The organism is Brasilonema angustatum, assembly GCF_059505445.1.
The window spans coordinates 1-16402 of sequence record NZ_JCACKO010000093.1; the positions used below are offsets into that span (position 1 = coordinate 1).

The following is a 16402-nucleotide window of genomic DNA, read 5'->3' on the forward strand; positions in this document are numbered from 1 at the left end:
GGCGATCGCTCAAAACCTCACCCTCGCTTTTAGCTGCGCTAGAATCTTTCCCTCTCCTTTATAAGGAGAGGGATGCCCGACAGGGCAGGGTGAGGTTTTAACGGTGTACACACCGGATCGCTCAAAACCTCACCCTCGCTTTTAGCTACGCTAGAATCTTTCCCTCTCCTTTATAAGGAGAGGGATGCCCGATAGGGCAGGGTGAGGTTTTCCCACGGACATGATATAAATAAGTCCTAATTGAGTTTAGTTGCTGGCTTTAATTGTGTGGGTTGGCTAAGACTGCGGAAATAGAGGCTACCCACAACCACCCAAAACAGAAGATATCCTACAGCCTGAACGAAATAGAGTTTTTGCGTATAGCCAAATAAAGTTTTCAGCAAAATTCCAGGAAACTGTCGATCAGGTAAAATACCTGAGAGATCCCAAACTTGGGGACCTAAAAGACAAGAAGTATTTCCTTGTCCGCAAGCATCAGCAACTGAGGAATTGATTTGGCTGTAAGCGATCGCCGCCGCATCAAGATGGCGGAGTGCAGAAATCACTAATCCAGAGACAATCAGCAGCAGGAACACGCCCATCACCTGGAAAAATTTGCTCAAGTTGATGCGGATACTCCACTTAAACAGTAGCATCCCGATGACAATAGCCATACTTAGTCCTCCTATTGCCCCAAGTACGGGTGTCCAACCTTCTTGAAACTTGGCGACGATAAACAAAGCCGTTTCTAAACCTTCCCGAAATACGGCAATAAAAATTAAGCTGAAAATCGCCCAAGCTGCACGATTGTCTTCACCTAAAGCAGTTTTAACTGAGCCTTCGATTTCTGCTTTAAGAAATCGTGCTTGTCGTGTCATCCAGATTAGCATCCAACTGAGCATGGCGATCGCAATTACGCCCAGTCCCACCTCGAAAAGTTGCTTGAAGACAGGTGCATACAACAAATCAGATGTCTGCAATCCTTGGATTCCCAGATTTAGTAGTAAACCGACAACAAAACTAGCTAAAGTGCCGCTGAGAACTCCTAAGTATACCCAACGATGCAACCTTTGTTGTTCAGCTTGCTGTAAACAGGCAAAGACGATTCCGACAACTAAAGCAGCTTCGACACCTTCTCTTAAGGTAATGAAAAATGTTGGTAATGCAGCACTCCAATTCATAGTAATTCGTAATTAGTAATTCGTAATTAGGCAACCCAGATGAAATCTGACTTTCTAAATTTACATCTGTAGTCTCATATCTTGCACCAGCTTTTCCGTCCGCCAAGAAATAAATTTCTTGGCTTAAAGCTCAAGTAAGCTAAAGCTTACTGAATATACATTCCAGTCCGTTTTAACGGACTTTGACTATGAGCCTTGAACTTTAGTTCAAGGCGTACTCAGGGGAAAGTCCAAGATCTGAGTAGTATGATTTTAGTTTTACATAATTTCTGTGGCAGATGCTTCTACCATTTGTTGTAGACTTTTTACCTTTGCTTTTAGCACAGTGATGCTTTAATTTCTTGGACTTATGCCTGTGTCTTTTTTAGTATTAGTAGCAATTTTGCTTTCAGTGGTTACAGCCTCAGTTGGCATTGATTCTTCTTTACTAACGTCATCCTTGGACTCAACAGACTGATTATTTGTGATCTTTTTCCTTTTTGGCTTCAATCTTTGTTCGATAATAGAATTAACCTCTTCTGTAAAAAATCATGATGGAAACCCTCACTTTAAACGTACCTCCCGCTGTAGGTTTAACCGATGAGCAGTTTTATCAACTCTGCATTGCTAATGAACCTTGGCAATTAGAACTTACCCAAACTGGAGAATTAATTATTATGCCCCCAACAGGCGGAGAAAGCGGAATTAGAAATTCTGATTTAACAACAGATTTAAACTTATGGAACCGTCAAACCAAATTAGGAAAAGTCTTTGACTCTTCCACTGAGTTTAAATTACCCAGTGGTGCTTATCGCTGTCCTGATGCTTCTTGGGTGAAGTTAGAACGTTGGGAAGCATTAACAAAAGATGAAAAACGACGTTTTCCACCTATTTGTCCTGATTTGGTAATTGAACTGCGTTCAGAAAGTGATGCTTTAGATAAATTACGCACCAAAATGCGGGAATATCAAGAGAATGGAGCGAGTTTAGGTTGGTTAATTGATCCGCAAACGCCTTTAGTAGAAATTTATCGACCACGACAAGATGTAGAAGTTTTGAATTTCCCTTTTGATAACCCTCCTCAACTTTCCGGGGAAGAAGTTTTACCTGGTTTTGTTTTAGATTTGACTATTATTTTAAATCCATAGCGAATAGACTATAGATAATTTTCCTATCACCAACCCCTTATTTTCAAAATAACCCATCAGGAGGTTTGCATGCAAGAAGATAAACTAAATAATCCAGAAACCAAAACCAACGACAGCGCTGGCGATGAAAAATCGTACATAGAGGCTGCATCAAAGTTTATTCAAGAGACTTCTATAGAAAAAATGCATGAAATAGCTGAAGCGGCGCGACTAAAAAAACTCATGGAACCTCCAAAATGGGTATATCCCAGTGACAATTAATCAAAGATCCTTTTGTTTACACTCCTACACTCACCCTCCATTACAGTGTAGGAGTGTAACTTACACAATCTCTAGGAGAAAGTGTTTTGTCCTTGTGCAATTAAAGTGTTCATATTCCTATCCCCAGTTGGGATATTGTTATCTATTTGAAACCCTGGTAATATCTCAAGGATTCTGCTATTTTCCACTGTAGGTATTCCTTGGTTAAATTGAAGATTGCCAATCCAATCAAAGTTTTCAACTTGACCAAGCTTAAAAGTATCATGTCCAGGAGCGTAGTCGGGCGTATTGTTGTTGAAACCACCCAAGAGTAGCGAGTCATTCACTTGATTGTTTATGACTTTGCCGCTACCAGATCCTGTATCAGTGTTAGAAGCAGCTTCAACTGTAGGTTCAGCAACAGGGGTGGATGCGGGGACAGAAGCTAGAACAGAGTTTGAAGGAAAAACACTGTCCAATGTAGCTGTAGGCATGGAAGCAGATTGCGGGGTAGGGGTTGGGGTAGATGCGATCGCTGAGTTAGATGTAGAGCCTGGTATGTAGCTCATGGGATTTGTATCACCACTACCAAAGTCCTCAACCCAATAGTTGTTATAAAAACCAGTGCCAATCTCAGTATATTCGGGCTTGAGGATATTAGCTCGGTGTCCAGGACTGTTCATCCAATCTTGAACAACCTGTTGAGGTGTTATTTGCCCTGCGGCGATGTTCTCTGCCATCATTTGAGCTGAATACCCAACAACCTTCGCTCGATCCCACGGTTGAGAACCATCTGATGCTGTATGACTCAAAACACCACGTTGTGACATCTGTTGAGCATATTTGTCAGCAGTATAGTTGAGTTCAGCATTCGCTTTCAGAGGTGGAAGATTATTCTTAGCTCGTTCTTGGTTAGTTAGTTCAAAAACTTGCTGCTCGAATGTCGCGTTGTTTGATTCCATCAATACTGTCCTCGCAAAGATTTGTTCACATGCTCAGCAGATGAGAATTCTGCTGTCAGTTTTGGTAGAAGCAAACCTGAAGAGGGCTAATTAAAAAATATATCAGCTGAAACGATTTTTGTGTACAAAAAAATATAAAGATGAAGAGGCTTCTATTAGAGAAAGGAAACTTCTAAAGCAGTGAGGGAATAAGAAAAAGAGCAAAAAGGAGGATACCCATCTGTGCATCCTCCCTCTACTTCCACTAAATTTCATAGAGTGTTAAATTTATCATCTTCAACGTTCTTCTGCACCAATGTCTATCGCTGCACCACAGAAGGGAATGGCGATGGGCGTCTTCGTCCCTTTATCAATTAGCATTTTTGGCAATTGCGTGGATGTTTTTCCTGAGGTTCTGCAAACCACTCGCTTGGCAGCAAGCACCTTTAATCCATTAAGTTGTGTCACCATTTTAAAAGACTGTTGACCCCGAACAATTATATCGGGTTTGGCGGTGCCGATTATGCCTTTTTTCACATTGATCAAGAGATTAGACGCCAAAGTGATGTTGGCGTATTGCGCCTTTTCTCCCCAAAAAGCAAAAGCACCCGGTACATCCTGAATAAGATTATTTAAAATATTTATGTTTTTATAAGTATTTCCTCGTTTCGGAGAAATATTTATACCGCCGCAGGCCTTGCTGGTATTATTAAAGATATCAATTGCATCGATTGAATTGCCATGCGGGCCAATAGTAAGGATCTCACCACAATTCTTCAGAACATTACGATAAAATCGTACGTTACGCACCCCTTTTTTCTCACCGCCCCATCCCTCCATCCAGAACGCACGATCACGAAATCCATCGATAGTATTTTCAAAAAAATCCGCGCCTTTTAACCCTATTTCTACAGCCGACATTTTATCGGTTACCCCCGGTGTAGCCGTCATAGTGTTTCGATAAAAGAACAGATTATTCCGCTCAGGTACACTGGTATCATCCCCCCACTGGTTAATCAACGAAACCCAGGCATTCAATGTGTTTTCAAAAATATGGGTGTTTTTGCGAATATCCCATATCTCTATCGATGCAGAACTGTTGCGGGTTGATTGAGAATTGCCGGTTATTTTTATATTGTTTCGATAAATACGACCATTTAAAATTCCAGAAGAGACACTTTTTATTCCCCCTCCCGTATTTTCCTCAATAGTATTGTCATGAATTGCAAACGTATCAATGTTCATCATTCGCAATACGCCAGAGAAGTTTTTACCGTCATTTTCTAAACCAGAGGCTTGTTGAAAAAGACATTTTTTCACTTCTATATTTTTTCCAGAAATGTCAATTGCATTATTGGTAAATTTTTTAAAAACGATATTTTCAAAGAGAATATTTTTACGTGCCCAGGCACGAAATGCTGCGCTGGCATACTCCTGTCCATCAACGGTAAAATTTTTATAATATTGAAACCCTTCCTTTTCTAGATTGCCATTTATTCCCTTTGCCTCAAAAAACGGCGCGTTTTTATTGATGTTTTTGCCAGGAATAAGAATTGTACTATCCCGGTTTTCCCCCTCGATGCTCACGTGCGAGGGAATTTGAATTTCCGTGCCGTTCACTACATGTGTTCCACGCATTAGATGGATAACATCATTTCGCTGTGCCTTACCCAAGGCATAAGCAATGGTTGCGTAGGGATTGCTTGCCGAGCCTTTCCCCTGGGCGTCATTACCCTGGGGTGAAACATATAAAAGCCGTGCGTGGGATGGAAAAGGTTTCAGCACCTTTACGGTATCCGCCGACAGTGGCGCGGGATAAGCTGATGTTGCAGAATTTACCTGTGCTGTGGCACAGGAAGCAGAAACTAACATTGCTGCAAAAAATAGAAAAATTTTATACATGATTAGCTTATATCTTGCAAAAGGAAAATTTTCAATTTTACGTCTACGGCGCTAAAGAGCGTGCAGAAAATAACGGCGAGACAACCCTATAACATTATTATAAATAATTTTAGTATTGGTCTAATAAACTGGGGTAGTAGAGAAAAATAAAGGTAAAATAAAGGTGTCTACAGCATTAGCATCTTTGCTGAAAAGACAACAAGGGAAATATAACCACTGCGGACTGTCATTTAAGCAAAGAAGAAAAACGAGTACTAGCGCCTCAAAAAGCCAAGCAAAGGCATCGTGGAAAAGCATAGACGCTACTTAAGTGTCTGCTGCAAAGTTTGGATGATACCATTTCACGATCGCACCTGATACAAATGATTGGTTTCTAATTCTTTCCCCCTAGTCCCTCCGCCCTGCTAAGAGCCCCCCCATTTGTATCAACCTTAAAGTGAAACGGTATGACTCCATACATTTGTACGGGATCAAGAACTCGCAGTAAGCTACTTTGAGTTACAATCCCTAATTTTGTTCCGCGATCCCAAGACACCACCAATCTTCGCGTCTGTCGCCGTTGCATTTCCACAAGAGCAGTCCATAAGGAATCCTCAGGATTGAGCGCAAAGATCTGTGTATTCATCACAGTTTGCGCTAGAACTTCAGATAGATTCACTTGCATTGCCTGAAACTGTAGAATGTCCTCCTCAGTGACAATTCCGATGGGAATGTGAACAAATTGTCCCAAATCTAACGGTGGTTGATCCTCGGTTATGACGACGCAGCTAATCCGAAACTCTGCCATCACCTGAGCTAAAGTCAATACCGAAGCAGTCATGGGAGCACGAATGACTTGGGTTGTCATCACATCTGCTACACGCATGAACTTTAGGAGATGAACAGGGCGTAAAATCCTACGAATACTCTCGTGGGAAATAACACCAATAAGTTCGCCCTTTTGTCCTATTATGGGCAGATGGCGAATGCGATACCGCCGAAATAAAAATAAAGCTGCAAAAACATCCGCAAAAGCAGCTTGCTCCAGTGTAATCACTGGTTGCGTCATCACTTGCGCTATTGTCACCTTTCTAAAGTCAACTTCGTCTGCGGTTAGCCGTACAATATCCCGTTCTGTAAAAATACCCAATATTTTTGTTTGTTGTATAATAAGTACACAGCTAGAGTTTGTCGGATGTACGGTTAATCCATTTAACGGTGAATTAAGACCAGATAACGAGCAACTGTGAATTCGCTTTTGGTTCATTAAAGTAATGACATCTACCAGCAATGTTTCTGGTGTGACAGTCAGTGGTTTATAGTCTATCGCCGCCTCTATTACTGGTTCACTTAGCCGCAGATCATCAAGTTGCATGGCTCATTTGTCTGGAGAACACTGTTCCATAATGTACCCATAAGACTGGACAGAGTTCCTGACCTGTTTGATCTGTTGTAAGTTTTGTCACTATTCGTTACATTAGCTTATGACTGAAAATCTAGGAGTTATTAAAGCAAACAGGTATCTATTTTGATAAATGTCAGGTGGTATGATTCCTGGTGCATACGTCAATTCAAAAACTGGAAAAATGCGATATAATAAGCGCCACTGAAACAATATGAGTATAAACTAAACTCGCAAGTAGCCTCCAAAGGCCCTATCAGTGTGCATCGAAACTTACCCTGGAGTGCGCTGTAGACGTGTCTTTAAGCCAAATATCCTCGCTATTTATGTCTAATAACACCTGGAGTCGTCACCACATTCTTTCCCTTGCTGACTTCACCACTGATGAGTACGATACTGTTTTGCAAACGGCTGCTAGTTTTCAAGAGGTTCTATCTCGGCGGACGAAGAAAGTCCCAACTTTGCAGGGACAGGTTGTGGCTAATTTATTTTTTGAGTCATCCACTCGCACTCGCAGCAGTTTTGAACTTGCTGCTAAGCGGCTATCGGCAGATACACTGAATTTTGCCTCAGGAACTTCTTCAATGACAAAAGGAGAAACTATTCTTGACACGGCAAAAACTTATTTGGCAATGGGAACTGATATTATGGTGATTCGCCATCGAGAGGCGGGAGTTCCTCATGCGATCGCCCAGGAAATGGATCGACTCGGTGTACGAGTCAGCGTCCTCAATGCTGGTGATGGTCAACACGAACATCCTTCCCAAGGTCTGTTAGACTTATTTACTATTTGTAGTCTCCTTGATCCAGATCTACCCCGAGTCGAGCTTTTGAAAGAAAAAAAGATTGCTATTGTTGGGGATATTCTCCATTCACGGGTAGCACGCTCAAATATTTGGAGTCTGACAGCGAGTGGTGCTGACGTGCATCTAGCAGCACCACCCACTCTCTTACCAAAATTATTTGCAGATTATTGTTGTGAAAATACACCAGGTAAAGTATTTCTCCACTGGGAGTTAGAACCAGCTTTGCAAGATGCAGATTTTGTGATGACTTTGCGCTTGCAAAAAGAACGAATGACTGCTCATTTACTGCCTTCCTTGCGAGAATATCACCAGATGTTTGGTATGACACACTCAAGGCTGCAACTGTGCCACCCTAATGTCAAGCTTTTGCACCCTGGTCCAGTGAACCGTGGTGTCGAAATTAGCTCAGAGTTAATGGATGATCCAGAATTTAGCCTTATCCAAGCTCAAGTCAGTAGTGGTGTTGCGGTTCGTATGGCGCTGCTGTATTTGATCGGGAGTGGTAAGGCATAGGAGTAACAGATAAGGAGACTATTGCTAACTCATGACTCACGGGTCATGACTAAATATTAATATTGACATCTTATTTGTTTGGATTATTCTAGATCCCAAAGGGATTGATCTAGTTTTTCTACCCCCACCAGAGCCAAAGGGAGCTTTTTATATTACTTCGGCGATATACCCCACTCTCTAAGCTGAATCGTAGGGTGGGGTAGTTTACTAGACCTCTTGCAAAAGTCCAAAAGTTGGGGATGTCATTCTGTAGACGCTTTGCGGTGAGGGGGTCGCAGTCTTGGCGGTGAGCGTCGATTGCGAACCCCCGTTAGCGCAGCGAGACCGAAGGTCTTCCCCGAAGGGCTTCCCGCAGGGTACGAAACGTAGTGCAGTGAAGAATCTCGCGAGATGTTTCGCTCCGATCAACATGACATTTTAAGTATTTATGCAAGAGGTCTACTCTCCAAGGCAATCACTCCCACAGTGCTAGCAAGCATAGTGACTCTGGTTGGAATAGCTCTAGAACAAAGCTAGCACTGTACGAAAACTCTCCTAACTCAAACCAGAAAGCCAGTTTAGTGTTGACACTGAAGTTTGCATAGGAACGACTAACGGTAGTGTCAGCACGGTTAGCAAGATCGCGCATGACTTGCAATTGATTTGCTTGAGACATCTGCTTAATTTGGTTTAGCAAACCTTCCGCAAACTGCAAACGTGCTGCTCCCACAGCTGACAGACTCTAGCTCAACTGGGCGCTCTCTTCAGAACTGTTGCAAAAACCGACGGCTGATTTATGAGAGAGTGTTACATTGCTTTACAAAAATGGCATGATGAAAGCTGTGTCCATTTCCAAGGAATGATCACAAGTAGGAATAACTGTATCTGCAAAGAAGGTGGGAAGGGTTGGATCTTCTAAAGTATTGGTTCATTGTCCCCTTGTTTGTCCCTTGATTTTTCTACTCCCTAATTCCCACCCATGACTGACGACGGAGTGACATATGGTAAACAAACTGAAGGTATCAACGCAACTACACAAACAGATGAAAAATAATCTTAAAGAACTTCTTCGTGTCATTCTTGCTATATCTATGATTGTAGTTGGGGTAACGCACTTTACCTCTGGGGATCAATATGTCAGAATTGTGCCGCCGCAACTACCCTATCCTCTGGGACTTGTTTATCTGAGTGGCTTTTATGAAATATTGGGTGGTATCGGGTTATTAGTTCCGCCTGTCAGTCAAGCGACTGCTTGGGGGCTAATTGCTCTTTTTATTGCTGTTTATCCGGCAAATATCAACATGGCGGTTAATCACATTCCCATTGACAATATACCTAATTCACCTTGGTTGCAAGCGATAAGACTTCCTTTTCAGGCTGTTTTCATTGCATGGGCTTGGTGGTATACACAACCTTCAGATTTTGACAAACAAGCTTCTATCATTCCTAAGTCACTCATTCCTGAGAAACTGCTGAGATTGGAATAAGCTTGTTTTGCATAGCCCTTTGTTACAGCGGTTTTCTGTAAGGTGGGCATTGCTCACTAATATCTCAAATGTCTATCACGTAGGCTTTTGTGAGCAATGCCCACCCTACGATTTGTGGTCTATTCATATGAAAACCGCTGTAAGCCCAGAGGGAACAGAGTTAAAATAATCAGGGTGCAAGCGGATTGGATATGACGACATCAAAGACGGTGCAACAACTGCGGGCTGAATGGGTAACGCCGGAAAATTTTCGTCGATACGGACAAGCGATTTTTCCGGGTGTTGATGGCAAATTATTGGATGTAGAAGATGCTCAATTAGTACTTGACAGAGGTACTCCCCACTTTTATATTATGAGGCTGCACCGCAGAGGGCGCAGATTTCACACCATCACTCGCCATGCGCAATGTACGCAGTGTTTGGGTTCATTGGAAGGAAAAGACTGGTTGATTGCGGTTTGTCCTCCAAACAATAATATTGATAAACCATCTCTAGAAGAGATCGCAGCTTTCCGGATTCCAGGAAATTGCTTCATCAAGTTAGAGGTAGGAACTTGGCACGCTGGACCTTATTTTGAGCATGAGGTTGTGGATTTTTACAATTTGGAATTGAGTGATACGAATGTGGTAGACCATTTCACTCACAATTTTCTTAACAGTCATAATTTAGAGTTTGAGTTTGATATTTTGTGAGTGATAAGAATCCAGATGAAATTTGTATTCACAACCCCCGACTTCTGGTGAGAAGTCGGGGTTCTTGTTTCTTTAGAAATCGTTGAAGCGCGAAGGCAAAATTGCTCCTGTGGTATTCTTCTGGAGTTGAGTCTGTTGCGATCGCCCTTGGCGCGCCCTATGCCCCAACCAAACGGAGTTTGGTTGCCCCAAATCAGAGATTTGGGGAGAGGGGTTTTGGAAAAACCCCTCTGGGCAAAGAAGGGCGATCGCTTTGAAGGGGTTTTGTCGGACTTGCACCGCTGATTTTATTTATCACTGGCTTTGTGACAATGTAGTTTTAATTTCCACGACGATGCCCGTTCTCACGGATATGATTAGATACACTTGGCTGGACAGTAGAATTCATCCCTTTATTATGCAACGCCATTATTTTCATATAAAAAAAGCATCCTGCCTGGGGGTCAAACTAGGTTGGAACACAGCAATACTCCAAACAAATGACGACTTTTGCGCTGGTTGCGAAACAATAGAAAGATTTTCCTAAAGATTTTCTATTGTGAGTAATTCTGTTTACTGTCAACTTATATAAATAGTAATCATTAATATCAGTAAAATACTCAAAACCTATTGAAATATTGGGAACAGAATAAGCGCGTAGATGATGAAAATCCACAAAAGTATTAAAGCAGTCATTATTGGTTGTATTGTTGCTGTCTTGGTCGTTTTCGGAACTCCGGCATTCTCTCATAATCTTGAGCATCGTGACCATAAGCTAGTATCAAATCAGGTTCAAGGCGATAGTTCAGATACCAAGCTGACTGTAGCTTATCATAACAGTGCTATTGATGAAATCAACAGTGATCATTCTGATCTTGCTCCTCCAAACGGAAAACTTCTTATTAGCAGAAACAAAGCTTATGGAATAAGAAAGAATGTTGTTGACCTTACCCAAGAAGAAAAACAAGCATTCGTTGATGCTGTGCGGACATTAAAAAATACAGTTCCAGAAGGTAGCAGTATCAGTATCTACGACCAGTTTGTTGCAGTCCACGTAGAAGCAATGGGTCTAATGTCAAGCGAAGCACAGGGTCCAGCTGCTGGCCATGATGGTGCTCATGAAAGTTCTCTATTACTACCGTGGCATCGTGAGTTTATACACCGATTTGAAAAAGCTTTGCAATCAGTCAACCCCAATGTCACACTTCCCTATTGGGATTGGACAGATCCTAAGGCGTTGGAAGTTATCTTTCAAGATGAGTTTTTGGGAGCAAATGGTCAAGGAGTCACCTTCAGCATTCCGGATTTAGGTGATGTCCAAGGCGGACCTGTTGCATCCGGTCCTTTTTCAGCAGCCAATGGATGGATTTTGAATCCAAACTTACATATCAAGCCATCTGGAGAAACACTAGGTGAGGTTCTGTTACGCTTTTTGCAAGCGCCGCCTGTAAATACTTACCCTATTCCCAAAGAAGACTTGGACCAAATTCTTGCTGTTGACGACTATGACAGACTCCGCCAAGGTCTAGAAGGATTTTACAAATTGGATAGCCAGGGACAACTCACAATTCGTGGAGTCTTTATGCATAACTATATGCATGGCTTAGTCGGTGGAGGTAGTTTTGACTTTACCACGGGTCAGCTTAATCCTTTAGGCACAATGGCTAGTATTATCAGTTCTCCCTACGATCCAGTATTTTGGCTGATTCATTCCAATCTGGATCGCCTTTGGGCCGAATGGCAGGCAAATGGACACGCAGGTCCCAATTATTATCCTGCCAGTGGTGGACATTATGGAGAAAATCTCAACGACAGATTGTGGCCTTGGGATGGAGGTGAGTCAACACCAGCAAATCTAGGTCCAGGGGATGTGCTATCCTTACTTCCTCATTTGTCCGCAAATGACATTGTTACACCTGCAGACACTCTGAATTTTAGAAAGTATGGGTATACGTACGACACCCTTAAAAGGGGCAATCATATCAAATCATAAAATCTTATCTTCATCGTAACGACGAGGAGTATAAACCCAGACGCTACCATCGCACCGCGCGATCATCTGGGTTTTGCTTGACCCCACAAGAATGACTGTGCGCATATCAGCGAGTTCTGGTACTAAGTTTTCCAAAGTCCAAACCTGAACAGATTCTCCGTCCCTACCAACATTGCGGGCAAGCACGACTGGAGTATCAGGATGTCTGTAACGCAGCAGTATATTTTTTGCCTCTGCCAGTTGCCAAGTGCGCTGCTTTGATACTGGATTGTAGAAAGCTATCACGAAATCTGCTTGTGCAGCGGCAGTGATTCGCTGTTCGATAATTGACCACGGCTTTAAGATATCAGACAACGAGATGGCGCAGAAGTCATGACCTAGGGGCGCACCAATCTTAGCTGCTGCTGCTTGCATCGCGGAAATACCTGGTGCTACCTGAATTTCGATACCTTGCCATTCCGGCTTTGCCTCCTTCTCAAGCACTTCAAACACTGCTGCAGCCATAGCATAAATACCGGGGTCACCAGAAGAGACTACTGCCACAAAACGTCCTTCTGCCGCTAAATCCAGCGCTACTCGTGCCCGTGCAATTTCTTCCCGGTTGTCAGACTCATGCCACCTTTTATCTTTGCCCAAAGAACCGACTAAATTAAGGTAAGTAGAATAACCAACTAAATCAGTGGCATTACGTAAAAATTCCTGGACTTGTGGGGACATCCAATTGCTTCCTCCAGGACCTGTGCCAATGACTGCCAATCGACCGCGTGGTCTACCTGTGATGTTGATATTGATGGGTGAGGGTGAGAGGGCTATCGCACAACTAAAGTCAGATGTTTGGCGTTGGATCACCAACTGCCCAGAGGAAGCGACTAAAGCTAGAGCGATCGCCCTTTGGGCGGCTCCCTGCTGGAGCATCGCCCTATCTACGGTATTATTTTGTGACATCACACCGGCAATTTCATCGCTCGTAAAGAAGCGAACAGGCACATTGAGCGCATCAGCAATTTTTTGTAAAGCTGGATTGGCAGCATCAAGAGTGCTGGCGAACACTCCTGCAACAGATGCCGAAGCTAACTCAGCATCAGCTAGCATTTGCTGCACAAGGGCAATTTCCTCAGAACTTCCTCTTTCTCCTTTTGGTAAGCAGGGATTAAGGAAGGTTATCCCAATCGCTACTGTTGCAGGATGATAGACGAGGCGGGTTGGTGTAGAAACAACGTGCTTTTCAGTAATTTGTATAACTCTTGTTGCATCCTCAGCAATAGGTAAGGCACTATTGTTCAACCAAGGTGCACTGCCCTCCAACCTCACCGAGTTTCCTGCTAGTAAGTCAGACATGAAGGATTTGGCGTCATCTGGGTTAGCCAAAGAGTAGCCTACAGGAGGATCTTCTAGCGCGATACCAAAACGAATATCACCCGTGGTTGTGATAGCGGGTTTGACATTCAGTACAACAGCAATTTGGCGTGCCAGCGAATTGACACCATTGAGTCCACCCAAAAGTGGCACTACTGCACTACCATCTTCAGCAACTGCAAGAACTGGAGGTTCCTGTCGCTTATTGGCAAGTAATGGCGCAAGGGTTCTGATCAGAATACCTGTCGCACAAATGCCAATGATGGGTGCTCCATGAGCAAATAATTCTCGCAGTGTCGTTCCAAATTCAGTAAAACTGACATCCACATCATAAGTGCGACCAGCCAACCCGTACAACTGTGCTCCTGGCAAGACGCTGATAATTTTTTTTGCCACGGGGATACTGTTGCTACCCAGCGCAATAACAGCAGGCGGGATTTTTGTCATGCTGACCTCGCGCGAGTGTAGAAACCGTGTGTCTTTAGACCAGGGAGGAAACACGACATGGATATGTTCTACTTGCAAGTGAACGTCTTTTATATTACAGTAACAGCACTGTCTATTCCATTTTTTAAGCAAATATTCTCTAGTTTCGTAACCCGCTATTATGTCGTTTACAACGTATACAACGATGACTCAGCAATCTTTTTACGTTGTTTGCATTTTCTACAACGTTATTCATTCTAACTTGAAAAGAAGAGAACATAAAAAATTATATTTTCATCATTTGTGGTGAAACTTGTTTCATTGGGACTGACTAACTGCTATCTCTGTCATCTAAATTTGAAGCATTATCAAAACTCTCAATTAACGCAGCAATTGTTTCAGGTTCATCAAATATTATTCCAGTTTCTCGTTCATCACTTGCATCTCCAGATGTAAGAAAATTGTGACTACCTATCATAGCAAAAGAAGAGTCACATACCAAATATTTCTCATGCGTTCCTAATAATTTTAACTGGAATTGATTCGGATATTCATTTTCTAACTTTTCAAGTTCAGGCAAAACTCCATATTTCCAATCTTGTCCTTGCTGATTCATCTTTGATATAAGATTTTTTCGATTTAGCGGTATTAATTTATTTGAGCCTATATCATTAAGATTGCCCCAGCCAATATTAATATGACATCCTCGCTTCAGGAGGTATCTGAATTTTTGTAATACTTCCTTATTAATAGCAGATTGAGTCAACCAAGGGTTAACTAGAACTAGTCGCTTTTTTGTTTGATCTAATGCTTCCATGAAGATTTTACGACTCTCACTACGCCCAATTATAATTTCTAGTTTCTGGGGAGTAGGAATGTGTTTAAAAGCTGATTTAATTAATTTGATATCTTTTAAATCTATCCCTATAGGTTCATAACGTTCATAAAAGAAACTTTTGTAGAAGTGGCATGGTGGACATCCATGAATAGAAAATTCTGCGTTCTCAAAACAAGCTCCTGAGATATTACTTTCACTAAGGTCAGCATCAGCGAGAATCGCATTGCTCAAATCACATCCACTAAAGTTTGCTCCTACAAAATTTGTGCCGCTAAAGTCTGAGCTTTTCAGGTTTGCCTTATAAAGATTAGCTCTGATGAAGCAGGCTCTAGAGTAGTAATCTCTAGAATGATCTACTTCAACAACAATTCCAACAATCAAGTCAGAAAGATTAGCTTGACTAAGATTGGCTCCAGTAAAGTTTGAGTTTATTAAACTAGCTTTTCTAAAATCACACCTATCAAGGTTAGCTCCAGCAAAATCTGCCTCGTCAAGACAGGCTCCTCTAAAATTTGTAAAACCTAGCTCGGCTTCTCTAAGATTAGCTAAACTGAGATTAGCTTCACTGAAGTCACTGTTAACAAAATAACCTCTCTTTAAGTCAGCCTCCTTAAGGCTTGCCCCACTAAAGTTGATTGAGCTAGTAACTAAGTCAAATAACTCGTCATCCCAGTAAGGATTATCAGGACTTTTCCAGTGCTTACAAGCATCCTCTAAATTTGCTCTATTTAAGTTAGCTTGACTAAAATTTGCTCCGCCCATGAAAGGGGTTTTCAGACTAGCACCAGTAAGGTTAGCTTGGCTGAAGTTAGCTTCAAGAAGCCAAGCAAGGTCAAAATTTGTATGGGCGAGATTCGCATTGGCAAAATTAGCTTTAATTAATTTACTATATTTGAGGTTAGCTCCTTCAAAATTAGCTCCTGAAAAATCAGAACCTTCAAAATTAGCTCCTGAAAGATCAGAACCTTCAAAATTAGCTCCTTTAAGATTAGCTCCTTTAAGATTAGCTCCCCAAATATTTATTCCTCTGAGATTAGCTCCCTGAAAGTTAGCATTTTGTAGCTTAACCCGAAAAAAGGTTCTTTGTCCTTTACAATAATTTAGCAGAAATTCTTGAGCATCCATGTTGAAGATCAATAATATAAAAAAGTTTTTTTAAGCAATTCACAACTGAAGCTGTTCTAAAGGGTACTTCGTTAACATCTCTGAAAATGGTATCCATTGTTCCTCTCCTAAGTAGGTGGGCGGGAAAATTTATCAGTTTGTCATTGCGAGTGGAACGCAGTGGAACGAAGCAATCGCAATGGTTTTGACCACTTTATATTTTGTTACATAGTTAGGTTTATTTGTGCCTACCTACTTAGAAGTCGCGAATCTGAACACGCGCGATTTTCATCTGTTTGATAACTTTAACCAAAAAAATCAAATCGTCCCCGCCACATGGCGGGGACGACTTAACTATCTAACGCTGATATCGCTGATATATTAGATGATCATTACAAAGCGTTACCGCGAGGAAGAACTTCCTCAGGGAATACAAATTTTTCGTGAGGTTGATCAGCAGGAGCCATCCAAGCGCGGA

Annotated in this window: 13 protein-coding genes and 1 pseudogene; 6 read left to right on the forward strand and 8 right to left on the reverse strand. The window is 42.1% G+C overall.

The genetic code is table 11. The features are described from left to right. Positions 1-236 precede the first annotated feature (236 nt). Positions 237-1160: an FTR1 family iron permease gene (locus AC5JM2_RS16255; RefSeq protein ID WP_495835904.1), complete on the reverse strand. Its 924-nt coding sequence runs from the start codon at positions 1158-1160 to the stop codon at positions 237-239. Between the two features lie 533 nt (positions 1161-1693). Here AC5JM2_RS16255 and AC5JM2_RS16260 point away from each other — a divergent pair. Continuing rightward, complete coding sequence (locus AC5JM2_RS16260) at positions 1694-2287, forward strand: Uma2 family endonuclease (RefSeq protein WP_495835916.1); 594 nt, start codon at positions 1694-1696, stop codon at positions 2285-2287. A 69-nt stretch (positions 2288-2356) separates the two neighbouring features. Further along, positions 2357-2548, forward strand: coding sequence for a hypothetical protein (locus AC5JM2_RS16265; RefSeq protein WP_495835905.1), 192 nt, complete (start codon positions 2357-2359; stop codon positions 2546-2548). 71 nt (positions 2549-2619) lie between these two features. On the opposite strand, the gene AC5JM2_RS16270 is transcribed toward AC5JM2_RS16265, so the two are convergent. The 3 genes from AC5JM2_RS16270 to AC5JM2_RS16280 all read right to left on the reverse strand — a co-directional run bounded on the left by AC5JM2_RS16270 (position 2620) and on the right by AC5JM2_RS16280 (position 6724). Then, positions 2620-3489 carry a CAP domain-containing protein gene (locus AC5JM2_RS16270; RefSeq protein ID WP_495835906.1) on the reverse strand — a complete coding sequence of 290 codons (870 nt, stop codon included), beginning with the start codon at positions 3487-3489 and terminating at the stop codon, positions 2620-2622. A gap of 276 nt (positions 3490-3765) precedes the next feature. Continuing rightward, positions 3766-5370, reverse strand: a complete 1605-nt coding sequence (locus AC5JM2_RS16275) for a hypothetical protein (protein ID WP_495835907.1) — start codon at positions 5368-5370, stop codon at positions 3766-3768. Between the two features lie 373 nt (positions 5371-5743). After that, the gene (locus AC5JM2_RS16280; RefSeq protein ID WP_495835908.1) at positions 5744-6724 is read right to left on the reverse strand and encodes a CBS domain-containing protein; all 981 of its coding nucleotides are present in this window, start codon (positions 6722-6724) and stop codon (positions 5744-5746) included. A 353-nt stretch (positions 6725-7077) separates the two neighbouring features. On the opposite strand from AC5JM2_RS16280, the gene AC5JM2_RS16285 reads away from it, so the two are divergent. Beyond that, a complete protein-coding gene (locus tag AC5JM2_RS16285) occupies positions 7078-8070 on the forward strand; it encodes an aspartate carbamoyltransferase catalytic subunit (protein WP_495835909.1) in 993 nt (330 codons plus the stop codon). Between the two features lie 529 nt (positions 8071-8599). On the opposite strand, the pseudogene AC5JM2_RS16290 reads toward AC5JM2_RS16285, so the two are convergent. Beyond that, positions 8600-8785: pseudogene (locus AC5JM2_RS16290) on the reverse strand (orange carotenoid protein N-terminal domain-containing protein); the annotation flags it as partial. A gap of 265 nt (positions 8786-9050) precedes the next feature. On the opposite strand from AC5JM2_RS16290, the gene AC5JM2_RS16295 reads away from it, so the two are divergent. Both AC5JM2_RS16295 and AC5JM2_RS16300 read left to right on the forward strand, forming a co-directional pair. Then, a complete protein-coding gene (locus AC5JM2_RS16295; protein ID WP_495835910.1) occupies positions 9051-9536 on the forward strand; it encodes a DoxX family protein in 486 nt (161 codons plus the stop codon). Positions 9537-9727: 191 nt separating this feature from the next. Continuing rightward, complete coding sequence (locus AC5JM2_RS16300; protein ID WP_495835911.1) at positions 9728-10228, forward strand: ureidoglycolate lyase; 501 nt, start codon at positions 9728-9730, stop codon at positions 10226-10228. Between the two features lie 72 nt (positions 10229-10300). Here AC5JM2_RS16300 and AC5JM2_RS16305 read toward each other — a convergent pair whose 3' ends face one another. Next, positions 10301-10507, reverse strand: coding sequence for a hypothetical protein (locus AC5JM2_RS16305; RefSeq protein WP_495835912.1), 207 nt, complete (start codon positions 10505-10507; stop codon positions 10301-10303). Positions 10508-10868: 361 nt separating this feature from the next. Here AC5JM2_RS16305 and AC5JM2_RS16310 point away from each other — a divergent pair, with 361 nt between their 5' ends. Then, positions 10869-12200, forward strand: coding sequence for a tyrosinase family protein (locus tag AC5JM2_RS16310; RefSeq protein WP_495835913.1), 1332 nt, complete (start codon positions 10869-10871; stop codon positions 12198-12200). On the opposite strand, the gene cobJ is transcribed toward AC5JM2_RS16310, so the two are convergent. Together cobJ and AC5JM2_RS16320 are read right to left on the reverse strand one after the other, a co-directional pair. Continuing rightward, complete coding sequence (cobJ, locus tag AC5JM2_RS16315; RefSeq protein WP_495835914.1) at positions 12195-14003, reverse strand: precorrin-3B C(17)-methyltransferase; 1809 nt, start codon at positions 14001-14003, stop codon at positions 12195-12197. The genes AC5JM2_RS16310 and cobJ overlap by 6 nt on opposite strands. Before the next feature lie 310 nt (positions 14004-14313). After that, positions 14314-15945: a pentapeptide repeat-containing protein gene (locus tag AC5JM2_RS16320; RefSeq protein ID WP_495835915.1), complete on the reverse strand. Its 1632-nt coding sequence runs from the start codon at positions 15943-15945 to the stop codon at positions 14314-14316. Positions 15946-16402 lie beyond the last annotated feature (457 nt).